The following is an 18,393-nucleotide window of genomic DNA, read 5'->3' on the forward strand; positions in this document are numbered from 1 at the left end:
GCAACGCGGACGGACCGACGGCCGTCCATGGCACGCACGGTGTGGGACTCGACCGTCGGCAAGAAGACAGTGATGGCGGTCAGCGGCCTGATCATGCTGCTGTACCTGGTCGTCCATATGCTCGGCAATCTGAAGATCTTCTTCGGGGCCGGGGAGTTCAACCACTACGCCCACTGGCTGCGCACGATCGGCGAACCGTTCATGCACTACGAGTGGACGCTGTGGGCCGTCCGCGTGGTGCTGGTCCTCGCCGTGGTCGCCCACGCCGTCTCCGCGTACCAGCTCAGCCGCCGTGACATCAAGGCGCGCCCGGTCGCGTACGTCCACAAGAAGGCGCGGGCGAGCTACGCCACGCGCACCATGCGCTGGGGCGGGATCATCCTCGCCCTGTTCATCGTCTGGCACCTCCTCGACCTGACCACCGGCACCGTCCACTCCGGCGGCTTCGAGTCCGGCAAGCCCTACCAGAACGTCGTGGACACCTTCTCCACCTGGTACGGCAACACCATCTACATCGTCGCGATGCTGGCCGTCGGCCTGCACATCCGGCACGGATTCTGGAGCGCCGCCCAGACCCTCGGCGCCGGCAGCCGCACCCGCGACCGCGTCCTGAAGACCACCGCCAACGCCCTTGCGCTGCTGCTCACGGCCGGCTTCCTCGCCGTCCCCGTGGGCGTCATGACCGGAGTGGTGAGCTGACCATGACCTCGTACACCGACTACACGACCGGCGCACCGGTCGCCGACACCAAGGCCCCGGCCGGACCGATCCACGAGCGCTGGGACACACGCCGCTTCGAGGCCAAGCTGGTCAACCCCGCCAACCGGCGCAAGCACACCGTCATCGTCGTCGGCACCGGCCTCGCGGGCGGCTCCGCCGGCGCCACCCTCGCCGAACAGGGCTACCGCGTCGTCCAGTTCTGCTACCAGGACTCCCCGCGCCGCGCCCACTCCATCGCCGCGCAGGGCGGCATCAACGCCGCCAAGAACTACCGCAACGACGGCGACTCCATCCACCGCCTCTTCTACGACACCGTCAAGGGCGGCGACTTCCGCGCCCGCGAGTCCAACGTGCACCGCCTGGCGCAGATCTCCGTCGAGATCATCGACCAGTGCGTCGCGCAGGGCGTGCCCTTCGCCCGCGAGTACGGCGGCCTGCTCGACACCCGCTCCTTCGGCGGCGTCCAGGTCTCCCGCACCTTCTACGCCCGCGGCCAGACGGGCCAGCAGCTCCTGCTCGGCGCCTACCAGGCGCTCAGCCGGCAGATCGCGGCCGGCAACGTGGAGATGCACCCGCGCACCGAGATGCTCGACCTGATCGTCGTCGACGGCAGGGCCCGCGGCATCGTCGCCCGCGACCTGATCACCGGGAAGATCTCCACCTACTTCGCGGACGCCGTCGTCCTGGCCACCGGCGGCTACGGCAACGTCTTCTACCTGTCGACGAACGCCATGAACTCCAATGCCACCGCGATCTGGCGCGCGCACCGGCGCGGGGCGTACTTCGCCAACCCCTGCTTCACCCAGATCCACCCCACCTGCATCCCGCGCACCGGCGACCACCAGTCCAAGCTCACCCTGATGAGCGAGTCGCTGCGCAACGACGGCCGTATCTGGGTGCCCAAGGCCAAGGGCGACACCCGCCCGCCCGCGCAGATCCCCGAGGACGAGCGCGACTACTACCTGGAGCGCATCTACCCGTCCTTCGGCAACCTCGTCCCGCGCGACATCGCCTCCCGCGCCGCGAAGAACGTCTGCGACGAGGGCAGGGGAGTGGGCCCCGGCGGCCAGGGCGTCTACCTCGACTTCGCCGACGCCATCGAGCGGATGGGCCGCAAGGCCGTCGAGGCCAAGTACGGCAACCTCTTCGACATGTACCAGCGGATCACCGACGAGGATCCGTACGAGGTGCCGATGCGGATCTACCCTGCCGTGCACTACACCATGGGCGGCCTGTGGGTCGACTACGACCTCCAGACCACCGTCCCCGGCCTGTTCGCGATCGGCGAGGCCAACTTCTCCGACCACGGAGCCAACCGGCTCGGCGCGTCCGCCCTGATGCAGGGCCTGGCCGACGGCTACTTCGTGCTGCCGGCGACCCTCAACGACTACCTCGGCCGCAACCCGAGGCTCGACGAGGTGACCGGCGACCACCCCGCCGTGCGGGAGGCCGTGGCGGAGACCGAGCAGCGCGTCGAGCGGCTGCTGTCGGTCGACGGCGACCGCACCCCGGACTCCTTCCACCGCGAACTCGGCGAGCTGATGTGGGAGTTCTGCGGCATGGCGCGCAGCGACTCCGGGCTGCGCAAGGCACTGGAGCGCATTCCGCAGATCCGTGAGGAGTTCTGGCGGCGGATCAAGGTCCCCGGCACCGGCGAGGAGTTCAACCAGTCGCTGGAGAAGGCCAACCGCGTCGTCGACTACCTGGAGCTCGCCGAGCTGATGTGTCTCGACGCGCTGCACCGCACCGAGTCCTGCGGCGGGCACTTCCGCGAGGAGTCCCAGACGCCGGACGGCGAGGCGGCCCGCAAGGACGACGAGTTCTCCTACGCGGCCGCCTGGGAGTTCACCGGGACCGGCGAGGCTCCGGTCCTGCACAAGGAAGACCTGGTCTTCGAGTACGTCCACCCCACCCAGCGGAGCTACGCATGAAGCTCACCCTGCGCGTCTGGCGCCAGAAGAACGCCGACGCCGACGGCGCCATGTCCACGTACGAGGTGGACGACGTCTCCCCGGACATGTCCTTCCTGGAGATGCTCGACACCCTCAACGAGGAGCTCATCCTCAAGGGCGAGGACCCGGTCGCCTTCGACCACGACTGCCGCGAGGGCATCTGCGGCGCCTGCTCGCTGGTCATCAACGGCGACGCCCACGGGCCCGAGCGCACCACCACCTGCCAGCTGCACATGCGGTCCTTCAAGGACGGCGACACCATCGACATCGAGCCGTGGCGGGCCGCCGCCTTCCCGGTGATCAAGGACCTGGTGGTCGACCGCTCCGCCTTCGACCGCATCATCCAGGCCGGCGGCTACATCACCGCGCCCACCGGCTCCGCCCCCGAGGCGCACGCCACCCCGGTGCCGAAGCCGGACGCCGACCTCGCCTTCGAGCACGCCGAGTGCATCGGCTGCGGCGCCTGCGTCGCGGCCTGCCCCAACGGCGCGGCGATGCTGTTCACCTCGGCCAAGATCAACCACCTGAACGTGCTGCCGCAGGGCGCGCCCGAGCGGGAGACCCGGGTGCTGGACATGGTGGCGCAGATGGACGAGGAGGGCTTCGGCGGCTGCACCCTCGCCGGGGAGTGCGCCACCGCCTGCCCCAAGGGCATCCCGCTGACCTCCATCACGGGCATGAACAAGGAGTGGCTGCGGGCGACCCGCAAGGCGGGCAAGCGGTAGCCGCTCCCACGGACGTTCGCCGGAGGGTGCGGACGGGCGGGGCCGGAAGAAGGTGCTCCTTCCGGCCCCGTCTCGCGTACCCGGACCCCTTCTGCCGCACTGTGGAAAATAAAGCGCGATTAATCACTTTCGTCCCGTTTTTTACCTCCTGATCAGGAGAACCGGAGAGGAGTGACCCGAGAGGAGGGTGATGACAGATGATCACCCGCGAAGAGATCTCGATCCTGCTGGATCACCCCGTGTACGACGGGGACGGCAACAAGATCGGCGACGCGAAGCACGTCTTCCTCGACGACGCGAGCGGACGCCCCGAGTGGGTGACCGTCAAGACCGGGATGTTCGGCTCCAGCGAGTCGTTCGTGCCCATCCGTGACGCCTCCATGGTCCAGGACCACCTGGAGGTGCCTTACCCCAAGGACAAGGTGAAGGGCGCGCCCAGTGTCGACATCGACGCGGGCGGCCATCTGTCGGTGGACGAGGAACACCGGCTCTACGAGTACTACGGCATCAACTGGGACAGCGTTCTCGGCGACCCCGAGGACAGCCGCGGCACCACGGGTCAGGCCGGAACCGCCGGGGCCGCGGGCGCCGCCGGAGCGGCGGGCGCCGCCGGAGCGGCGAGCGGACGCCGCGGCACGTCCGGCGCGCCGGGCACGACGGGGGCGAAGGGCGGCATGTCCTCCGCGGCGGGCGCCAAGGGCACCACGGCCGAACGGTCCGGCGCGGCCGGCGCGATGTCCCACCGCGCCGAGGCCGGCACGGGCGACGCGATGACGCGCTCCGAGGAGCGCATGCACGTCGGCGTCGAACGCCACGAGACCGGCCGGGCGCGCCTGCGGAAGTACGTGGTGACCGAGGAGGTCCAGCAGACCGTCCCGGTCCGCCACGAGGAAGTACGCGTGGAGCGCGAGCCGGTCACCGATGCCAACCGCGAGGAGGCCATGTCCGGGCCGGCCTTCAAGGAGGACCAGCACGAGGTCACGCTGCACGAGGAACGCCCCGTGGTCACCACCGAGGCCGTGCCGGTCGAGCGCGTCCGGATGACCACCGAGGAGAAGGTCACGAACGAGACCGTGCGCGGCCGGGTGCGCAAGGAGCGCATCGAGGCCGAGACGGAGATGACCGACGAGCACGGCCGCCGGGGCCGCGACGTCCCGGGCCGCGGCCGTGACATCCCGGGCCGGGGCCGCGAGTAGCGCCCCCCGTCCCCGCTCTCCCCGCGGCGCGCCGGTGTGCTCACCGGCGCGCCGCGCTGCCGCCGAGCCCCGCGAGCGCGGCGAGCCGCCGGTAGGAGTCCAGCAGCGCCTCACGGTCGTAGGTGCTGGTGGTGACGAGGACCTCCTGGGCGCCGGTGTCCTTGAGCACCGCCTCCAGCTCCCGCTCCACCTCCTCCTCGGTGCCGGCGAGCTGTCCGGTCAGCCCCGCCTCGTAGAAGCCGCGCTCCTTGTCGCTCATCGCCAGGGACTCGACGCGCCCGGCGGGCGGCAGCGGCGGGAAGGTGCCGTGCGTGCGGGAGTACGCCATCGACCAGGCCTCCGGGATCAGCAACCGCCGGGCCTGCCCGGGCGTGTCCGCCACCGCCACGGTGCCGGAGACCACCACGTACGGCTCGTCCGCCCACGCGGAGGGGCGGAACTGCTCGCGGTAGCGGTCGACGCCGCGCCGCATCCGGTCGCGGTCGCGCAGGTCGCCGATGACCATCGGCAGCCCGGCGCGGGCGGCGATGTCCGCGCCCTCGCCCATCGCCAGGACGAACGGCGGCACGGTCAGCCCCTCGGGCGGCCGGGCGTGCACCCCGGTGGGAGAGGTGCCCTCGAACCAGCCGAGCAGCTCGTCGATCTGGGCGGCGAAGTCCTCCGCGTCGCCCTTGTCGCGCCCGAGCGCCCTGCGCACCCCGTCGGTGAACCCCACCGAGCGGCCCAGACCCATGTCGATCCGGTCAGGGAACAGCGAGGCCAGCACGCCGAACTGCTCGGCCACCACCAGCGGACGGTGGTTGGGCAGCATCACCCCGCCGGTGCCGACGCGGATGGTGCGGGTCGCCCCGGCGACCGCCGCCGCCAGCACGGTCGGCGCCGAACCGGCCACCCCGGGCACGCCGTGGTGCTCGGCCACCCAGAACCGGTGGTACCCGAGCCGCTCCGCCTCCCGCGCGAGATCCACCGTGTCCCGCAGGGCCTCGGGGGCGGTGTGCCCTTCGCGCACCCGTGAGCGGTCGAGGAGGGAGAAGCGGGTCGCGGCGATCACGGAACTCATACCGGGTTCAACACCCGGGGGCCGCCAGGATTCCTGCGCGCGCTGTCTAGGGTGTGGGGGTGACCCGCCGCACCGAGCCCACCGACCGCACCCGGCGTCCGCTGGCCGTGTTCGATCTCGACAACACCCTCGCCGGCACCGCGCACCGCCAGCACTTCCTGGAGCGCAGGCCCCGCGACTGGGACGGCTTCTTCGCCGCCGCGCCGCAGGACCCGCCGCTCGCCGAGGGGATCGCGCTGGTGCGGGAGAGCGCCCAGACGTGCGACATCGTCTACCTCACCGGCCGGCCCGAACGCTGCCGCCGCGACACCCTGGACTGGCTGGCCGCTCAGGGACTGCCCGAGGGAGAGCTGCACATGCGCGGCAACGCCGACCGGCGGCCCGCCCGGTTCACCAAGGCGGCCGTGCTGCGCCGCCTGGCCCGCACCCGGGAGGTGCGGATGCTGGTCGACGACGACGAGCTGGTCTGCGAGGACGCCCGCCGGGCCGGGTACACCGTCGTCCACGCCCGCTGGGCGACCCCCTCGGGCGAGCTGAAGGACGCGCAGGAGCGCGAGGGCCGTACCTGAGCCGTACGGCGGCTCAGTCCGTCTCCTCCAGCCGGAAGCCCACCTTCAGGCCCACCTGGTAGTGCGCGACGCGCCCCTCCTCGATCTGCCCGCGTACCTGCGTCACCTCGAACCAGTCCAGATGGCGCAGCGTCCGCGACGCCCGCTCGATGCCGTTGCGGACGGCCGCGTCCACGCCGTCGGGCGAGGTGCCGACGATCTCGGTGACCCGGTAGGTGTGGTTCGACATGCTCTGCTCCTCTCACGGTGGCCCCACCGCCTGTGGCGCACGTCACTCCACCGTGCCCCACCCCGGATCCGGGCGCGAGGCGTCGGCCCGGTTCACCCGACGCCCTTGACCCGGGCATTGGTCCATACCAAGATGCTGGGCACCCGTCCGAGCTCCGGCTCGCCCCCCACGCCGGGCCCCGCCCTGTCCGCCAGACAGAAAAACAGGACCCCACGTGAGACGCCGTCTGCTCGCCCTCGTCTGTGTGTCCGCCTCCCTGCTCACCGGCTGCGGGGTGATGTCCGACAGCGCGGCGCAGCGGCGCACCGTCACCGTGTGGCTGATGCAGCACAGCGCCTCGCAGGACTTCCTGGACCGCTTCACCGAGGAGTTCGAGCGCGAGCACGAGACCCTCGACCTCGACATCCGCATCCAGGAGTGGACCGACATCGGCGAGAAGGTCCAGCGGGCCCTGCGCGGCAAGGACGCGGACGGGCCCGACGTCATCGAGGTCGGCAACACCCAGGTGTCCGCCTACGCCGAGAGCGACGGTCTGCTGGACCTCACCCTGGAGTCCATGCGCGACTGGGGCCGCGACGACTGGCTGCCCGGCCTCGCCGAACCCGGCCGCTGGGGCTCCCAGCAGTACGGCATCCCCTGGTACGCCGCCAACCGCGTCGTCGTCTACCGCAAGGACCTGTTCCGCGCGGCCGGCGTCACCCCGCCGAAGACCCGCGACGAGTGGCTGGAGATCACCGAGCGGCTCGACACCGGCGACACCCAGGGCATCTACCTCGCCGGACAGGACTGGTACACGCTCGCCGGGTTCATCTGGGAGGAGGGCGGCGAACTCGCCACCGAACGCGACGGCGTCTGGCGGGGCGCCCTCGACAGCGAGGCCGCCCTGCGCGGCATGGACTTCTACCGCCGCCTCCAGCGGCTCGGCGACGGCCCCGTCGACGCCGACGAGGAGCACCCGCCCCAGGCGGGGGTGTTCGCCGAGGGGCGGGTCGCCCAGATCGTCGCCGTCCCCGGACTGGTCCGTGCCATCGTCCAGCAGAACCCCGGACTCGAGGACGAGATCGGCTACTTCCCCGTCCCCGGCAAGGAGGCGGGCCGCCCCGGCGCCGTCTTCACCGGCGGCTCCGACCTCGTCGTCCCGGCCGGCACGGACGTCGAGGACGCCGCCGTCGAGGTCGTCGCCGCCCTCACCGGCGCCCGCTGGAACACCGACCTCGCCCGCACCATGAACTACGTCCCCAACAAGGCGGACCTCGCCGGCTCGGTAGCGGGGGAGGAGGGCCTGGAGGCCATGGCGGCCGGCGCCGCACGGGGCCGGGCCACCCCGGCCACGCCCCGGTGGAGCGTGGTCGAGGCCGACAACCCGATCAAGGAGTACATGACGAAGGTGCTCACCGGCGCCGACCCCGGGAAGGAGGCCGAACGCGCCGCGCGGCGCATCACGGAAACCCTCGCCTTCGAGTGAGTGCGCACGAGGGCGTCCTGACGCGCCGCGCGGTGACGGGTCAGCGGGCGGCGCTCAGCGGGCCACGCTCAGCGACAGCGCGAATTGCCCCTCGCCGTCCGTCCACCACCGGGACAGCTCCAGCCCCGCGGCCGACAGCTCCGCGCGCACCCCCTCCCGCCGGAACTTCGCCGACACCTCGGTGCGCAGCTCCTCGCCCTCCGCGAAGTCCACGACCAGCTCGAGCGCCGGGATCTTCACGGACTGCGCGATGCGCGAGCGCAGCCGCATCTCGATCCACTCCCGCTCCGCGTCCCACAGCGCCACATGGTCGAAGGCGTCCGGGTCGAAGTCGGCGCCCAGCTCCCTGTCGACGACGTGCAGCACGTTCTTGTTGAACGCCGCCGTCACCCCGGCCGCGTCGTCGTAGGCACGCACCAGCGTCCTGACGTCCTTCACCAGGTCCGTGCCGAGCAGCAGCGCGTCGCCCGGGGCGAGCAGGGCGCGGACGGAGGCGAGGAACGCGGCCCGCTCGGCCGGGAGCAGATTGCCGATGGTGCCGCCGAGGAACGCCACCAGGCGCGGCCCCGGCGTGTCCGGCAGGGGCAGCTCGGCGGTGAAGTCCGCGACCAGCGCGTGCACCTCCAGACCCGGCCGCTCGGCCGCCAGCGCCCGCCCCGCCCCGGTCAGCGCGGACTCGCTGACGTCGACCGGGACGTATGTGTGCAGCCCGTCGAGGGCGGCGATCAGATGCCGGGTCTTCTCCGAGGAGCCCGAGCCCAGTTCCACCAGGGTGCGGGCGCCGGACGCGGCGGCGATCTCGCCCGAGCGGGCGAGCAGGATCTCCCGCTCGGCGCGCGTCGGGTAGTACTCGGGCAGCGCGGTGATCTCCTCGAACAGCTCGCTGCCCCGTGCGTCGTAGAACCACTTGGGCGGCAGCGTCTTGGGGCTGCCGGTCAGTCCCGCGCGGACGTCGGCGCGCAGCGCGGCGCCGGCGGCGTCCTCGGGGAGGGTGCGGGTCAGACGGAACGGACTCACGTGAGGGACTCCTTGAGCGGGGTGAGCAGTACGTCGGCGCGGCTCGCGGCGAGCAGGGTGCGGTCGGGCACCTCCTGCCAGTGCGGGTCGTCGTCGTAGGGCTCGGAGGCGACGACGGTTCCCCCGCCCGGCCGGGCGAGATACCAGAGGGTGTCCCCCCACGCGGTCGCGGCCACGGTGGCGCCGTCGGTGAGCAGCAGGTTCAGCCGGGCCTCCGGGACCGCCTCGGCGACCTCGGCGACCGTGTCGGCCAGCGCCTGCCCCATGGTGTCGCCGGCCCGCAGCCGCGCCAGCACCAGCGCCCACAGGAACGCCGAGTCGTTGCGCGCCTCCAGCGACAGCAGGTCCTCGGCGGGCAGTGTGGCCGCCAGGGACGCGAGCGAACCCGGCCAGCCCGGCACCGCCCCGTTGTGGCTGAACAGCCACGCCCCCGACGCGAACGGGGCCGCGGCCGCCTCCGCGTCGGCGCCCGACAGCGTCGCGTCCCGCACGGCGGCGAGCAGCGCCTCCGTGCGCACCACCCGCGCCAGGTCCGTGAACGACAGGTCCGCCCAGATGGGCCCGGCCCGCCGGTAGCGGGCCGGGACCGGGTCGCCGTCGGCGTACCAGCCCACGCCGAAGCCGTCCGCGTTGACCGTGCCGTACCGCTGCCGGCGGGGCGCCCACGACTGCCGGTACAGCCCGTGCGGCGGTCCCACCAGCAGCGCGCCCAGCGGCTCCGCGGGTCCCACGTACGCCAGGTGACGGCACATCAGGCGTCCTCCGCCGAGCGGGCGGTGCGGAACCCGGCGAAGATCTGCCGCCGGATCGGATGATCCCAGTTGCGGAACGTGCCCCGGCAGGCCACCGGGTCCACGGCGAACGAACCGCCGCGCAGCACCTTGTACTCCGGCCCGAAGAACACCTCCGAGTACTCCTTGTACGGGAACGCCCGGAAGCCCGGGTACGGCAGGAAGTCGCTCGCCGTCCACTCCCACACGTCCCCGATCAGCTGCCGTACGCCCAGCGGCGACGCCCCCGCGGGAAAACTGCCGGCCGGCGCCGGACGCAGATGGCGCTGGCCGAGGTTGGCGTGCTCGGGCGTCGGGTCGGCGTCGCCCCACGGGTAGCGCCGCGAGCGGCCCGTCGCCGGGTCGTGCCGGGCGGCCTTCTCCCACTCGGCCTCGGTCGGCAGCCGGCGCCCCGCCCAGCGGGCGTACGCGTCCGCCTCGTACCAGCACACGTGCAGCACCGGCTCGTCCGGCGGCACCTGATCGGTGACGCCGAAGCGGCGCCGCAGCCACTGCCCGCCCTCCCGGCGCCAGTACAGCGGCGCGGTGAGGCGGGCGCGGCGCACGTGCGCCCAGCCCTCGGGCGTCCACCAGCGCGGGTCGTCGTAGCCGCCGTCCTCGACGAACGCCTGGTACGCGCCGTTGGTGACCGGCGTGGCGTCGATCCAGAACGGCGCCACCTCCCGCCTGTGCGCGGGCCGTTCGTTGTCCAGCGCCCACGGCTCGGCCGAGGTGCCCATGGTGAACGGGCCGCCCGGCACCAGGATCTCCGCCGGTCCCGTGTACGGCGTCACCGGCACCGGGTCGGGCGCGGTGAGGGCGGCCGGGCCCTTGCGGAGCTGGTGGGTGATCAGCATCGTCTCGTCGTGCTGCTGCTCGTGCTGGGCGATCATCCCGAAGGCGAACCCGGCCTCGGTCAGCCGGGTGCCGTCGAACGCCGTGCGCTCCAGCACGTCCAGTGCCCGTCCGCGCACGTCGGCCGCGTACCGGCGGGCCTCCTCGGGCGACAGCAGGGGCAGGTTCGGGCGTTCGGCGCGGGGGTGCTCGAAGGCGTCGTAGAGGCTGTCGATCTCCGGGCGGATCGCCTCCTGTCCGGCCACCGCGCGCAGCAGCCACTGCTCCTCCTGGTTGCCGATGTGCGCCAGGTCCCACACCAGCGGCGACATCAGCGGCGAGTGCTGCGCGGTCAGGTCGGGGTCCTCCACACAGCTGGTCAGCAGCGTGGTGCGGTCCCGCGCGACGACCAGCGAGGCGACCGCGCGCTCACGCAGGGTTTCGGCGTCGAGGGCGGGGTCGGTCATGAGGGGGTGTCCTTCCCGTGCGGGTGGGTGGTGAGCAGGGGCGCGCCGGATCCGTCCGGACGCCCGTCGTGCCGCGCGCGCCACGCGTCGAGCAGGTCGTCGGCGGGGCAGCGGCCCCGGGCGACGTAGCGGTCCCGGAACGCCGCGACGCGGTCGACCAGGGCGGTCGCGGCCCCGAGCCGGGGCAGGGCGTCCAGCGCCGCCGCGAAGCAGACGGCCGCCGCCTCCCGCAGCTCCGGGTCGGCCAGCCCGTCACGGGCCGCGTCCCGCCACAGCGGGTTCTGCGGGGCGGCCAGGCCCCGGGTCCGCTCGGCCAGCGGTTTCACCGTCCGGTACGCGGTCTCGGCGGCCGCCGGGTCGTCGAACAGCGCCGCCGTCACGGCCAGGGGCACGGTCCAGCCGTCCTCGCCGGGCTGCGCGTCCATCATCCGCAGCTCCAGATGACCGCGCGGCCTGACCGGCGGGAACAGCGTCGTGACGTGGTAGTCCAGGTCGTCGCGCGTGGGCGCGCGCGGCGACCGGCGGTGCGTCCAGTGCCGGAACGACAGGTCCTCCGGCACCTCCCACGGCCCGTCGTCGTCCCGGCGCACGCACATCACGGGCGCGTCCAGCACATGCCGGGCCCAGGCGCCGCGCGGGTCGGCGTCCAGCGCGGGCGCTCCGGCCCGCCCGGCGCCGATCTGCGCCCAGCGCAGCTGCCGTGTGGAGAGCCAGCCGGTGGGCCGGCCCGCGGAGACGGGGGAGTTGGCGAAGACCGCCACCAGGACGGCGCCCAGCAGATGCGCCATCCACCAGCGGCGCACATGGCCGAGCGGGCCCGGTTCCTCGTGGCCGGCGTCCACGCACACCTGCACCGAGGCGGAGGTGCACATCATGAACCGGCCGGCCGCGCCGGCGCGGTCGAGGGCGGCCTCCATCGCGTCGTAACGCGGCTGCCGGAGGAACCGGCGGGGGGTCTGCCAGGGGTCGTGGCCCAGGCCGGCCAGGGTCAGGCCGTCCCCGCGCAGGACGGCGCGGACGGCGTCCAGGTCGGCGGAGACGAGGGTCAGGCACTCGGTGAGGGACGCGGCGGGCGGCGAGCTGAGCTCGAGCTGGCCGCCGGGCTCGACGGTGAGCGCCGAGCGCAGGGGCACCTCACGCAGTGCGGCGTAGGCCGCTGCGAGTCGTTCGGGGGAGACGGGGAGCCGCGGGTCGCGCACCTCATGGACCAGCCATTCGACCTCCACGCCGAGGCGGCGGGGCGGTCCGGTCTTGAAACAGATGCCCCGGATCAGGGCCTCGGCCTCTGCTTCGGTGACGGCCGTGCGGACCGGCGCGCCACCGCTCGACGGATCTGACATGCGGGAATCCTCCTGAGACACCACCATGTCGCCGGCCCGGAGCCAGGTCGGTCCCGGCCGGCATCGACGCGTCCACCCAAAACCCTCGGGGCGCCGTGCACAAGGGCGCCCGGCGGGCGTAAGGGGTCCGTCACCTCCGCGTCCCGCCTGCCACCGGGGCTTTCGCCTCCGGGCCCGGACCGTCCGGGGGGCGGCGAAAACCGCGTTGCGCCGCCTCACCAGCATCACTCAGGATGCTCGGGTGAGCACGACGAGGGGGAACGCGCGGGGCGCGGTCACGGCGGCTACGGGGGTGGCGCCGTGAGCGCGCGCCTGCGGGGCATCGCCCGGGAGACGGAACGGATCGTGGCGGAGGGCGCCTACCTCGCGCCGGACGGCCGCCGGGTGCCGGTCGGGGCCGCCGTCGAGGCGGCGCGGCAGGGCACCACGCTGCACGGACCGGAGCCGGTCCCGGTGCCGCCCTTCGAACCGGCGCCCACCCGCTTGGAAGTGACGGGCGAGAGCAGCCTGGCCGCCGCCCGCCGCCTCACCGGCCCGCACGCCCCGGATCCCGTGGCCGTCCTCAACTTCGCCTCGGCGCGCAACCCGGGCGGCGGCTACCTCAACGGCGCGCAGGCCCAGGAGGAGGCCCTGTGCCGCGCCTCCGCGCTGTACACGTGCCTGCTGCGGGCGCCCGGCTTCTACGAGCACCACCGCGCCCACCGGGACCCGTTCTACACCGACCGGGTGATCCACACACCGGCCGTGCCGGTGTTCCGCGACGACCGCGGCGCCCTGCTGGACGCCCCGTTCACGGTGGGTTTCCTCACGTCACCGGCGCCGAACGCGGGTGTGATCCGCTCCAGGGCGCCCGAGCGTCTGGGGGAGGTGCCCAGCGCGCTCGTCCGCCGCGCGGGCCGGGTCCTGGAGACGGCCGCCCACCACGGCTACCGGCGGCTGGTGCTGGGCGCGTGGGGCTGCGGCGTGTTCCGCAACGACCCGGCCCAGGTGGCGGAGGCGTTCCGTGCGCACCTGGGCCCCGGCGGGCGCTTCGAGGACGCCTTCGTCCACGTGGTGTTCGGCATCCTGGACCGCACCCGGGACGGCGCGACCCGCACCGCGTTCGAGCGGACCTTCGCGGACCTGGCGGACGCGCCGGCGGTCACTCCCAGCCGTACCGCTCCCTGAGCCGCTGCCGCACCGAGTTGAACCGCATCCGGTCCAGCGCGCACGCCTCCCGGCGCATGCCCTGCTCGTGCAGCCGCAGCACCCGGTCGACCGCCACCCAGGAGTCGCGCCCCGACCGGTCCCACGGCCCGCCGCCGATCGGCACCCACTCCCGGTCCCCGGCACGCCCCTTGCTCGACAGCCGCACGGCGAGGAACGTCCCCGCCGCCTCGCGGGCGACGACCAGCACCGGCCGGTCCTTGCCGCGGCCGTCGTTCTCCTCGAACGGGACCCAGGTCCAGACGATCTCCCCGGGGTCCGGGTCGCCGTCGTGCGCGGGCGAGTACTCGGTGCGCACCCGGCCCACGGAGCGCGGCTCGGCCTCGACGGTGGCGTACGGGCCGTCACGGCCCGGGGTGTGCTCAGGGGTGTAGGCGGTCACAGGCGGTACCGTACGTCACCCGTCCGGCGGTACCGCGCAAGGGGGTTGACCACCCACGGGACGCTACGGTCTGCCGTCGGCCCCCGTGAGCTCCCGTCCCGTCACCATCTCGCTCCCGATCCGCACGAACACGCCGCGCCGCAGCGGCATCCACGACCGGGGACCGGTGCGCAGCAGCCGCTCCCGCTCGGCCGGGTCGGTCACCACCGCCGCCCGGCCGGTGACCACCACGCTCCAGCCGGACCGCCGCCCGGCATGGACGTCGTCCGCCTCGAACGCCACCACCACCCCGTCGACGGCCCGCACCAGGTCCGAGTCCGCGGAGGTGCACAGCACCACGGACCCGTCCGGGTCCAGGGTGAAGTTCACCGGCAGCACCGCGGGAAGCGCGTGCCGCGTGTACACGACGCGACCGACCGGCACCTCGCCCAGCAGGCGCAGGCACTCCTGCCGGTCGAGCGCCCGGAAGCCATCGCTGTGGATCATTCTTTCATCGTCGGCGGTGGGACGGGCCCCGACCAGGGCCGGACGGCCCCGTCGACGTCGGCGTACGGCCCGGAGCCCACGGTGGGCGCTCCTCGTGCCGCGGCGCTGTGCGGATGCCTGATCCCCCGCGCGGGTGGAACCCTGAGGGCATGGGCAAGACCGCACTGATCGTCATCGACATGATCAACACCTATGACCACCCGGACGCCGACCAGCTGCTCCCGTCCGCCGAGACGGTGGTCCCGGTGATCTCCGGACTGCTGGAGCGGGCGCGGCGGCAGGACGCGCCGGTGATCTACGTCAACGACAACTTCGGCGAGTGGCGCTCCCACCACGGCGAACTGCTCGACAAGGCGCTGGCGGGGCCGCACGCGCACCTGGTCGAGCCGCTGGTGCCGGACGAGTCGTCGCTGTTCGTGGTCAAGGCCCGGCACTCGGTCTTCTTCGAGACCCCGCTCAGCTATCTGCTCTCCCAGCAGGGCATCGACCGGCTCGTGCTGTGCGGGCAGGTGACCGAGCAGTGCGTGCTCTACTCCTCGCTCGACGCGCACATCCGGCACTTCCGGGTGACCGTCCCGCGGGACGCCGTCGCGCACATCCACGAGGACCTGGCGGACGCGGCCCTGCGGATGATGGAGCGCAACATGGGCGCACAGGTGTGCGACAGCGGCGAGCTGTGGAGGTGACCCGGAGCGGCCGTCCTGCCGGGGCGACACTGGGGGCATGAGCCGTCCCTCCCTCCCGCCGCCGGAACTGCGCGCCTATCTGGAGGAGCTGGTACGCCGTACCTCCGCCGTCTGCGGCGACCGTCTGGTGAGCGTCCTCGCCGTCGGCTCGCTCGCCCTGGGCGACTACCGCCACGGGCGCAGCGACGTCGACGTGACGGTCGTGGTGGACCCCGCCCCGTCGCGCGCGGACCTGACCGAGCTGGCCGCGACGCTGGCCCACCCCGCGCTGCCCTGCCCCGCCGCCGGCCTCGAACTGGTCGCCTACGCGGCCGACTTCGCCGCCCGCCCGTCGGGCGAGGCGGGCTACCTGCTCGATCTGAACACCGGACCGTCGCTGCCCGAACGCGCCAGTCAGGACCCCGCCGACGCGCCCGCCTTCTGGTACGTCATCGACCGATCCGTCGCCCACCAGGCCGGGTTCCCGCTGTACGGGGCGCCGGCGCGGGACGTGATCGCCGCCCCGGACCGGCCCGCGGTGCTCGCCGCGCTCCGCGCCTCCGTGCGGGAACACGCCGGCGGAGAGGGTCACCTGGCCGACAACAGGGTGCTGAACGGCTGCCGTGCCGCCGTCCACTGCCGTACCGGCCACTGGTTCGCCAAGCGCAGGGCGGGGGAGATCGTCGCCGCGTCCGAGCCCGCCTTCGAGCCCTTGATCACCGAGGCGCTGCGCAGCTTCGGACGCCCCCGCGCGGAGGCGGCCGTGCTGCCCGCCGAGGACGTGCGGGCGTTCCTGGCCTGGGTGGCCGCACGCGTCGAGGAGGCGGCTGCGGCCGCCGGGGTCTGAGCCCGCGCGCCTCACCGTCCAGCATCAGATCGAGCAGGCGCTCCGCCTGCTCCCGGTGGCCGGGGCCCGCCGAGGTGAGGGCGATGCCCTCCAGCGCGGCGCCGCTGTCCGAGGCGGGGACGTCGGTGCGGATCGTGCCGGCCGCCGCGCAGGCGTCCAGCGGCCGCCTCGACGTTCTCGTCCCCAACGCGGGCCCCATGGCCGTCGGGTCGCCGCCGCGACGACCCGGATGCGCGACGAGATCGCGATGCCGCCCTCCGCCGTCGCCTCCGCCATCGGTTACGCGATCGCCTGAGCGGCCGTCGGCCGGCGGTTCGCGGAATCGGCAGGCCGCCGGCGGACGTCCGCGAGCGGGAAATCGGGTCGACGTGCGCGAGGACCGTCCTCTACCGTTCCGTCCGCGGCATCGCGTGCCGGTCACCGGCCGGGTGAGGCATGGAGGCGCCGCGGATGCCCGTGGAGGCATTGACCTTGTCCGTCGAGTTCAACCACACCATCGTCCTCACTCCCGACCGGGAGAAGTCCGCCCGCTTCGTCGCGGAGATCCTGGGCCTGGAGCCCGGACCGTCCGCCGGGATGTTCCTCCCGGTGACCACCGACAACGGCGTCACCCTCGACTTCGCCACCGTCGACATCGACATCCCCGTGCAGCACTACGCGTTCCTCGTATCCGAGGAGGAGTTCGACGCGATCCTCGCCCGGCTCGTCGCCGCACGGGTCCCCGTCCAGGCCGACCCGCACGGCCGGCACCCGCGCCGCCTCAACCGCAACGACGGCGGACGCGGCGTGTACTTCCGCGACCCCGCGGGCCACGGCCTGGAAGTGCTCACCCGCCCCTACGGCACCGACCCGGACTCCCCCCTGAACGGCGTGACCGAGGAGATCCCCGGGGCGGTCTGACGCGACACCCCAGCCCCCGAAGCCCACCGGAAGGACCAGCCGCCCGTGAAACGCAACAGGCTCGCCGGCACCGACGTGCACGTCACGGAACTGGGCTTCGGGGGCGGTCCGCTCGGCGGGCTGTTCGAGGCGGTCGACGACGACACCGCGGCGCAGGCGCTGGAGGCGGCCTGGGACAGCGGGATCCGCTACTTCGACACCTCGCCCCACTACGGGATCGGGCAGTCCGAACGCCGTGTCGGCGCGCTGCTGCGGGGCAGGCCGCGGGAGGCGTGGACGCTGTCCACGAAGGTCGGCAGGGTGCTGGTGTCGCAGGACCCCGGCGGCCGGACCGACGAGGCCTTCGAGGTGCCCGCCACCCACCGCCGGGTGTGGGACTTCACCCGGGACGGCGTGCTGCGCAGCGTGGAGGACTCGCTGACGCGTATGGGCGTCGACAGGATCGACGTGCTGTATCTGCACGATGCGGAGGAGCACTTCGAGGAGGCGCTGCGCGACGGCTACCCGGCCCTCGCCGAACTGCGCGCCCAGGGGACGGTGGGCGCCGTCGGCGCGGGGATGTACCACACGGGCAAGCTGACCCGGCTGGTCGAGGAGACCACGTGGACGTGGTGATGCTGTCCGGCCGCTACACGCTCCTCGACCACAGCGCGCTCGACGACCTGCTCCCCGCCTGCGCGGCCCGCGGCGTCTCCGTGCTCGCCGCGTCGGTCTTCAATTCCGGCCTCCTCGCCACCCCCCACCCGTCCGCCGCCGCGACCTACGACTACGCGCCCGCCGCGCCCCGGACGCTGGAGCGCGCCCGCCGCCTGGCCGCCGTCTGCGAGGCCCACGGCGTGGCCCTCCCGGCCGCGGCGATGGAGTTCCCGCTGCACCACCCCGCCGTCGCGGGCGTCGTCGTCGGCATGCGGTCGGTCGACGAGGTACGGCGCAACACCGAGGCGTACGGCACGACGGTCCCGGCGGGGCTGTGGGCGGACCTGCGCGGCGAGGGCCTGCTGGACGCGCGGGCACCCGTACCCGCCTAGCCATGGGCGCGTACCGCGGCGGCCGCCTCGTCGAAGGCGCCACCGAGCGGCATCTCCGGCCGCTCAACCGCACGACGGCTAGTCTGGGGCGGGCCGTCGCCCGGCGTCGCGCGGTGCTGCTCATGGGATCCGTGACCGCCGCGCACCAGGAACGAGTTGCCGCAACCCCGTCCGGAGGGAGCCGTCCATGACCGTCCGCCGTGTCGTGCCCAACCTTCACTCCGAAAACCCGGGGGAGAACGGGGAGTTCTACGGTCTGCTGGGCTTCGAGGAGGTCATGGACCGCGGCTGGATCATGACGCTGGCCTCGCCGTCCAACCCGACCGCGCAGGTCAGCGTGATGACCGGCGACAGGACGGCGCCGGTCCACCCCGACATCAGCGTCGAGGTGGACGACGTGGACGCGGTGTACGAGGCCGTCCGGGGGAGCGGCGCGGAGATCGTCCATCCGCTGCAGGACGAGGAGTGGGGCGTCCGCCGCTTCTTCGTCCGCGACCCCGACGGCCGCGTGGTCAACGTCCTCAGCCACCGCTGA

General features: G+C 73.4%; 19 protein-coding genes and 2 pseudogenes. 12 read left to right on the forward strand and 9 right to left on the reverse strand.

The window, feature by feature from the left end:
- Positions 1–27 precede the first annotated feature (27 nt).
- From ACP7TJ_RS29990 to ACP7TJ_RS30005, 4 genes are all read left to right on the forward strand, one after another.
- Positions 28–699, forward strand: coding sequence for a succinate dehydrogenase (locus ACP7TJ_RS29990; RefSeq protein ID WP_390920226.1), 672 nt, complete (start codon positions 28–30; stop codon positions 697–699).
- Between the two features lie 2 nt (positions 700–701).
- Positions 702–2,651 (forward strand): fumarate reductase/succinate dehydrogenase flavoprotein subunit, encoded by a 1,950-nt coding sequence (locus ACP7TJ_RS29995; RefSeq protein ID WP_093769210.1) that lies wholly within the window; start codon positions 702–704, stop codon positions 2,649–2,651.
- Positions 2,648–3,397, forward strand: a complete 750-nt coding sequence (locus ACP7TJ_RS30000; protein ID WP_093769209.1) for a succinate dehydrogenase/fumarate reductase iron-sulfur subunit — start codon at positions 2,648–2,650, stop codon at positions 3,395–3,397. The genes ACP7TJ_RS29995 and ACP7TJ_RS30000 overlap by 4 nt, the downstream gene beginning before the upstream one ends.
- A gap of 197 nt (positions 3,398–3,594) precedes the next feature.
- Positions 3,595–4,593, forward strand: coding sequence for a PRC and DUF2382 domain-containing protein (locus ACP7TJ_RS30005; protein ID WP_367448653.1), 999 nt, complete (start codon positions 3,595–3,597; stop codon positions 4,591–4,593).
- Positions 4,594–4,633: 40 nt separating this feature from the next.
- Here ACP7TJ_RS30005 and ACP7TJ_RS30010 read toward each other — a convergent pair whose 3' ends face one another.
- Positions 4,634–5,653, reverse strand: a complete 1,020-nt coding sequence (locus tag ACP7TJ_RS30010; protein ID WP_427766719.1) for an LLM class flavin-dependent oxidoreductase — start codon at positions 5,651–5,653, stop codon at positions 4,634–4,636.
- A 59-nt stretch (positions 5,654–5,712) separates the two neighbouring features.
- Between ACP7TJ_RS30010 and ACP7TJ_RS30015 the strand changes: the two genes are divergently transcribed.
- Positions 5,713–6,222 (forward strand): LNS2 domain-containing protein, encoded by a 510-nt coding sequence (locus ACP7TJ_RS30015; RefSeq protein WP_376724386.1) that lies wholly within the window; start codon positions 5,713–5,715, stop codon positions 6,220–6,222.
- A 13-nt stretch (positions 6,223–6,235) separates the two neighbouring features.
- On the opposite strand, the gene ACP7TJ_RS30020 is transcribed toward ACP7TJ_RS30015, so the two are convergent.
- Complete coding sequence (locus ACP7TJ_RS30020; RefSeq protein ID WP_093769205.1) at positions 6,236–6,451, reverse strand: dodecin; 216 nt, start codon at positions 6,449–6,451, stop codon at positions 6,236–6,238.
- A gap of 214 nt (positions 6,452–6,665) precedes the next feature.
- Here ACP7TJ_RS30020 and ACP7TJ_RS30025 point away from each other — a divergent pair, with 214 nt between their 5' ends.
- Positions 6,666–7,916: an extracellular solute-binding protein gene (locus ACP7TJ_RS30025; RefSeq protein ID WP_427766724.1), complete on the forward strand. Its 1,251-nt coding sequence runs from the start codon at positions 6,666–6,668 to the stop codon at positions 7,914–7,916.
- Positions 7,917–7,970: 54 nt separating this feature from the next.
- Here the strand turns inward: ACP7TJ_RS30025 and egtD are convergent, their stop codons facing one another.
- From egtD to egtA, 4 genes are read right to left on the reverse strand one after another with little or no spacing between them, the layout of a single operon-like run.
- Positions 7,971–8,933: an L-histidine N(alpha)-methyltransferase gene (gene egtD / locus ACP7TJ_RS30030; RefSeq protein WP_427766726.1), complete on the reverse strand. Its 963-nt coding sequence runs from the start codon at positions 8,931–8,933 to the stop codon at positions 7,971–7,973.
- A complete protein-coding gene (gene egtC / locus ACP7TJ_RS30035; protein ID WP_189911234.1) occupies positions 8,930–9,685 on the reverse strand; it encodes an ergothioneine biosynthesis protein EgtC in 756 nt (251 codons plus the stop codon). Before egtC ends, egtD begins: the two co-directional genes overlap by 4 nt.
- The gene (egtB, locus tag ACP7TJ_RS30040; protein ID WP_427766730.1) at positions 9,685–11,004 is read right to left on the reverse strand and encodes an ergothioneine biosynthesis protein EgtB; all 1,320 of its coding nucleotides are present in this window, start codon (positions 11,002–11,004) and stop codon (positions 9,685–9,687) included. Before egtB ends, egtC begins: the two co-directional genes overlap by 1 nt.
- Positions 11,001–12,344 (reverse strand): ergothioneine biosynthesis glutamate--cysteine ligase EgtA, encoded by a 1,344-nt coding sequence (gene egtA, locus ACP7TJ_RS30045; RefSeq protein WP_266550984.1) that lies wholly within the window; start codon positions 12,342–12,344, stop codon positions 11,001–11,003. The genes egtB and egtA overlap by 4 nt, the downstream gene beginning before the upstream one ends.
- Before the next feature lie 300 nt (positions 12,345–12,644).
- Here egtA and ACP7TJ_RS30050 point away from each other — a divergent pair, with 300 nt between their 5' ends.
- Positions 12,645–13,511 (forward strand): TIGR02452 family protein, encoded by an 867-nt coding sequence (locus ACP7TJ_RS30050; RefSeq protein ID WP_427766734.1) that lies wholly within the window; start codon positions 12,645–12,647, stop codon positions 13,509–13,511.
- Here ACP7TJ_RS30050 and ACP7TJ_RS30055 read toward each other — a convergent pair.
- Entirely contained in the window at positions 13,486–13,932 is a 447-nt protein-coding gene (locus tag ACP7TJ_RS30055; protein WP_093769197.1) for a type II toxin-antitoxin system PemK/MazF family toxin, read from the reverse strand. The genes ACP7TJ_RS30050 and ACP7TJ_RS30055 overlap by 26 nt on opposite strands.
- 63 nt (positions 13,933–13,995) lie before the next feature.
- On the reverse strand, positions 13,996–14,418 hold the full coding sequence (locus ACP7TJ_RS30060) for a pyridoxamine 5'-phosphate oxidase family protein (RefSeq protein WP_093769196.1): 423 nt from the start codon (positions 14,416–14,418) through the stop codon (positions 13,996–13,998).
- A 149-nt stretch (positions 14,419–14,567) separates the two neighbouring features.
- Between ACP7TJ_RS30060 and ACP7TJ_RS30065 the strand changes: the two genes are divergently transcribed.
- On the forward strand, positions 14,568–15,104 hold the full coding sequence (locus tag ACP7TJ_RS30065; RefSeq protein WP_367547792.1) for an isochorismatase family cysteine hydrolase: 537 nt from the start codon (positions 14,568–14,570) through the stop codon (positions 15,102–15,104).
- A gap of 37 nt (positions 15,105–15,141) precedes the next feature.
- A complete protein-coding gene (locus tag ACP7TJ_RS30070) occupies positions 15,142–15,930 on the forward strand; it encodes a nucleotidyltransferase domain-containing protein (RefSeq protein WP_427766739.1) in 789 nt (262 codons plus the stop codon).
- A gap of 13 nt (positions 15,931–15,943) precedes the next feature.
- Here ACP7TJ_RS30070 and ACP7TJ_RS30075 read toward each other — a convergent pair.
- A pseudogene (locus ACP7TJ_RS30075) lies at positions 15,944–16,090 on the reverse strand (TetR/AcrR family transcriptional regulator); the annotation flags it as partial.
- A gap of 311 nt (positions 16,091–16,401) precedes the next feature.
- Between ACP7TJ_RS30075 and ACP7TJ_RS30080 the strand changes: the two are divergent.
- The 3 genes and pseudogenes from ACP7TJ_RS30080 to ACP7TJ_RS30090 all read left to right on the forward strand — a co-directional run bounded on the left by ACP7TJ_RS30080 (position 16,402) and on the right by ACP7TJ_RS30090 (position 18,393).
- Positions 16,402–16,830, forward strand: a complete 429-nt coding sequence (locus ACP7TJ_RS30080; protein ID WP_189911298.1) for a VOC family protein — start codon at positions 16,402–16,404, stop codon at positions 16,828–16,830.
- A 45-nt stretch (positions 16,831–16,875) separates the two neighbouring features.
- Positions 16,876–17,858: pseudogene (locus ACP7TJ_RS30085) on the forward strand (aldo/keto reductase).
- 187 nt (positions 17,859–18,045) lie between these two features.
- Positions 18,046–18,393 carry a VOC family protein gene (locus ACP7TJ_RS30090; RefSeq protein ID WP_093769190.1) on the forward strand — a complete coding sequence of 116 codons (348 nt, stop codon included), beginning with the start codon at positions 18,046–18,048 and terminating at the stop codon, positions 18,391–18,393.

Source organism: Streptomyces sp. DSM 41931 (assembly GCF_050271085.1).
Classification (GTDB): Bacteria; Actinomycetota; Actinomycetes; order Streptomycetales; family Streptomycetaceae; genus Streptomyces; species Streptomyces albogriseolus.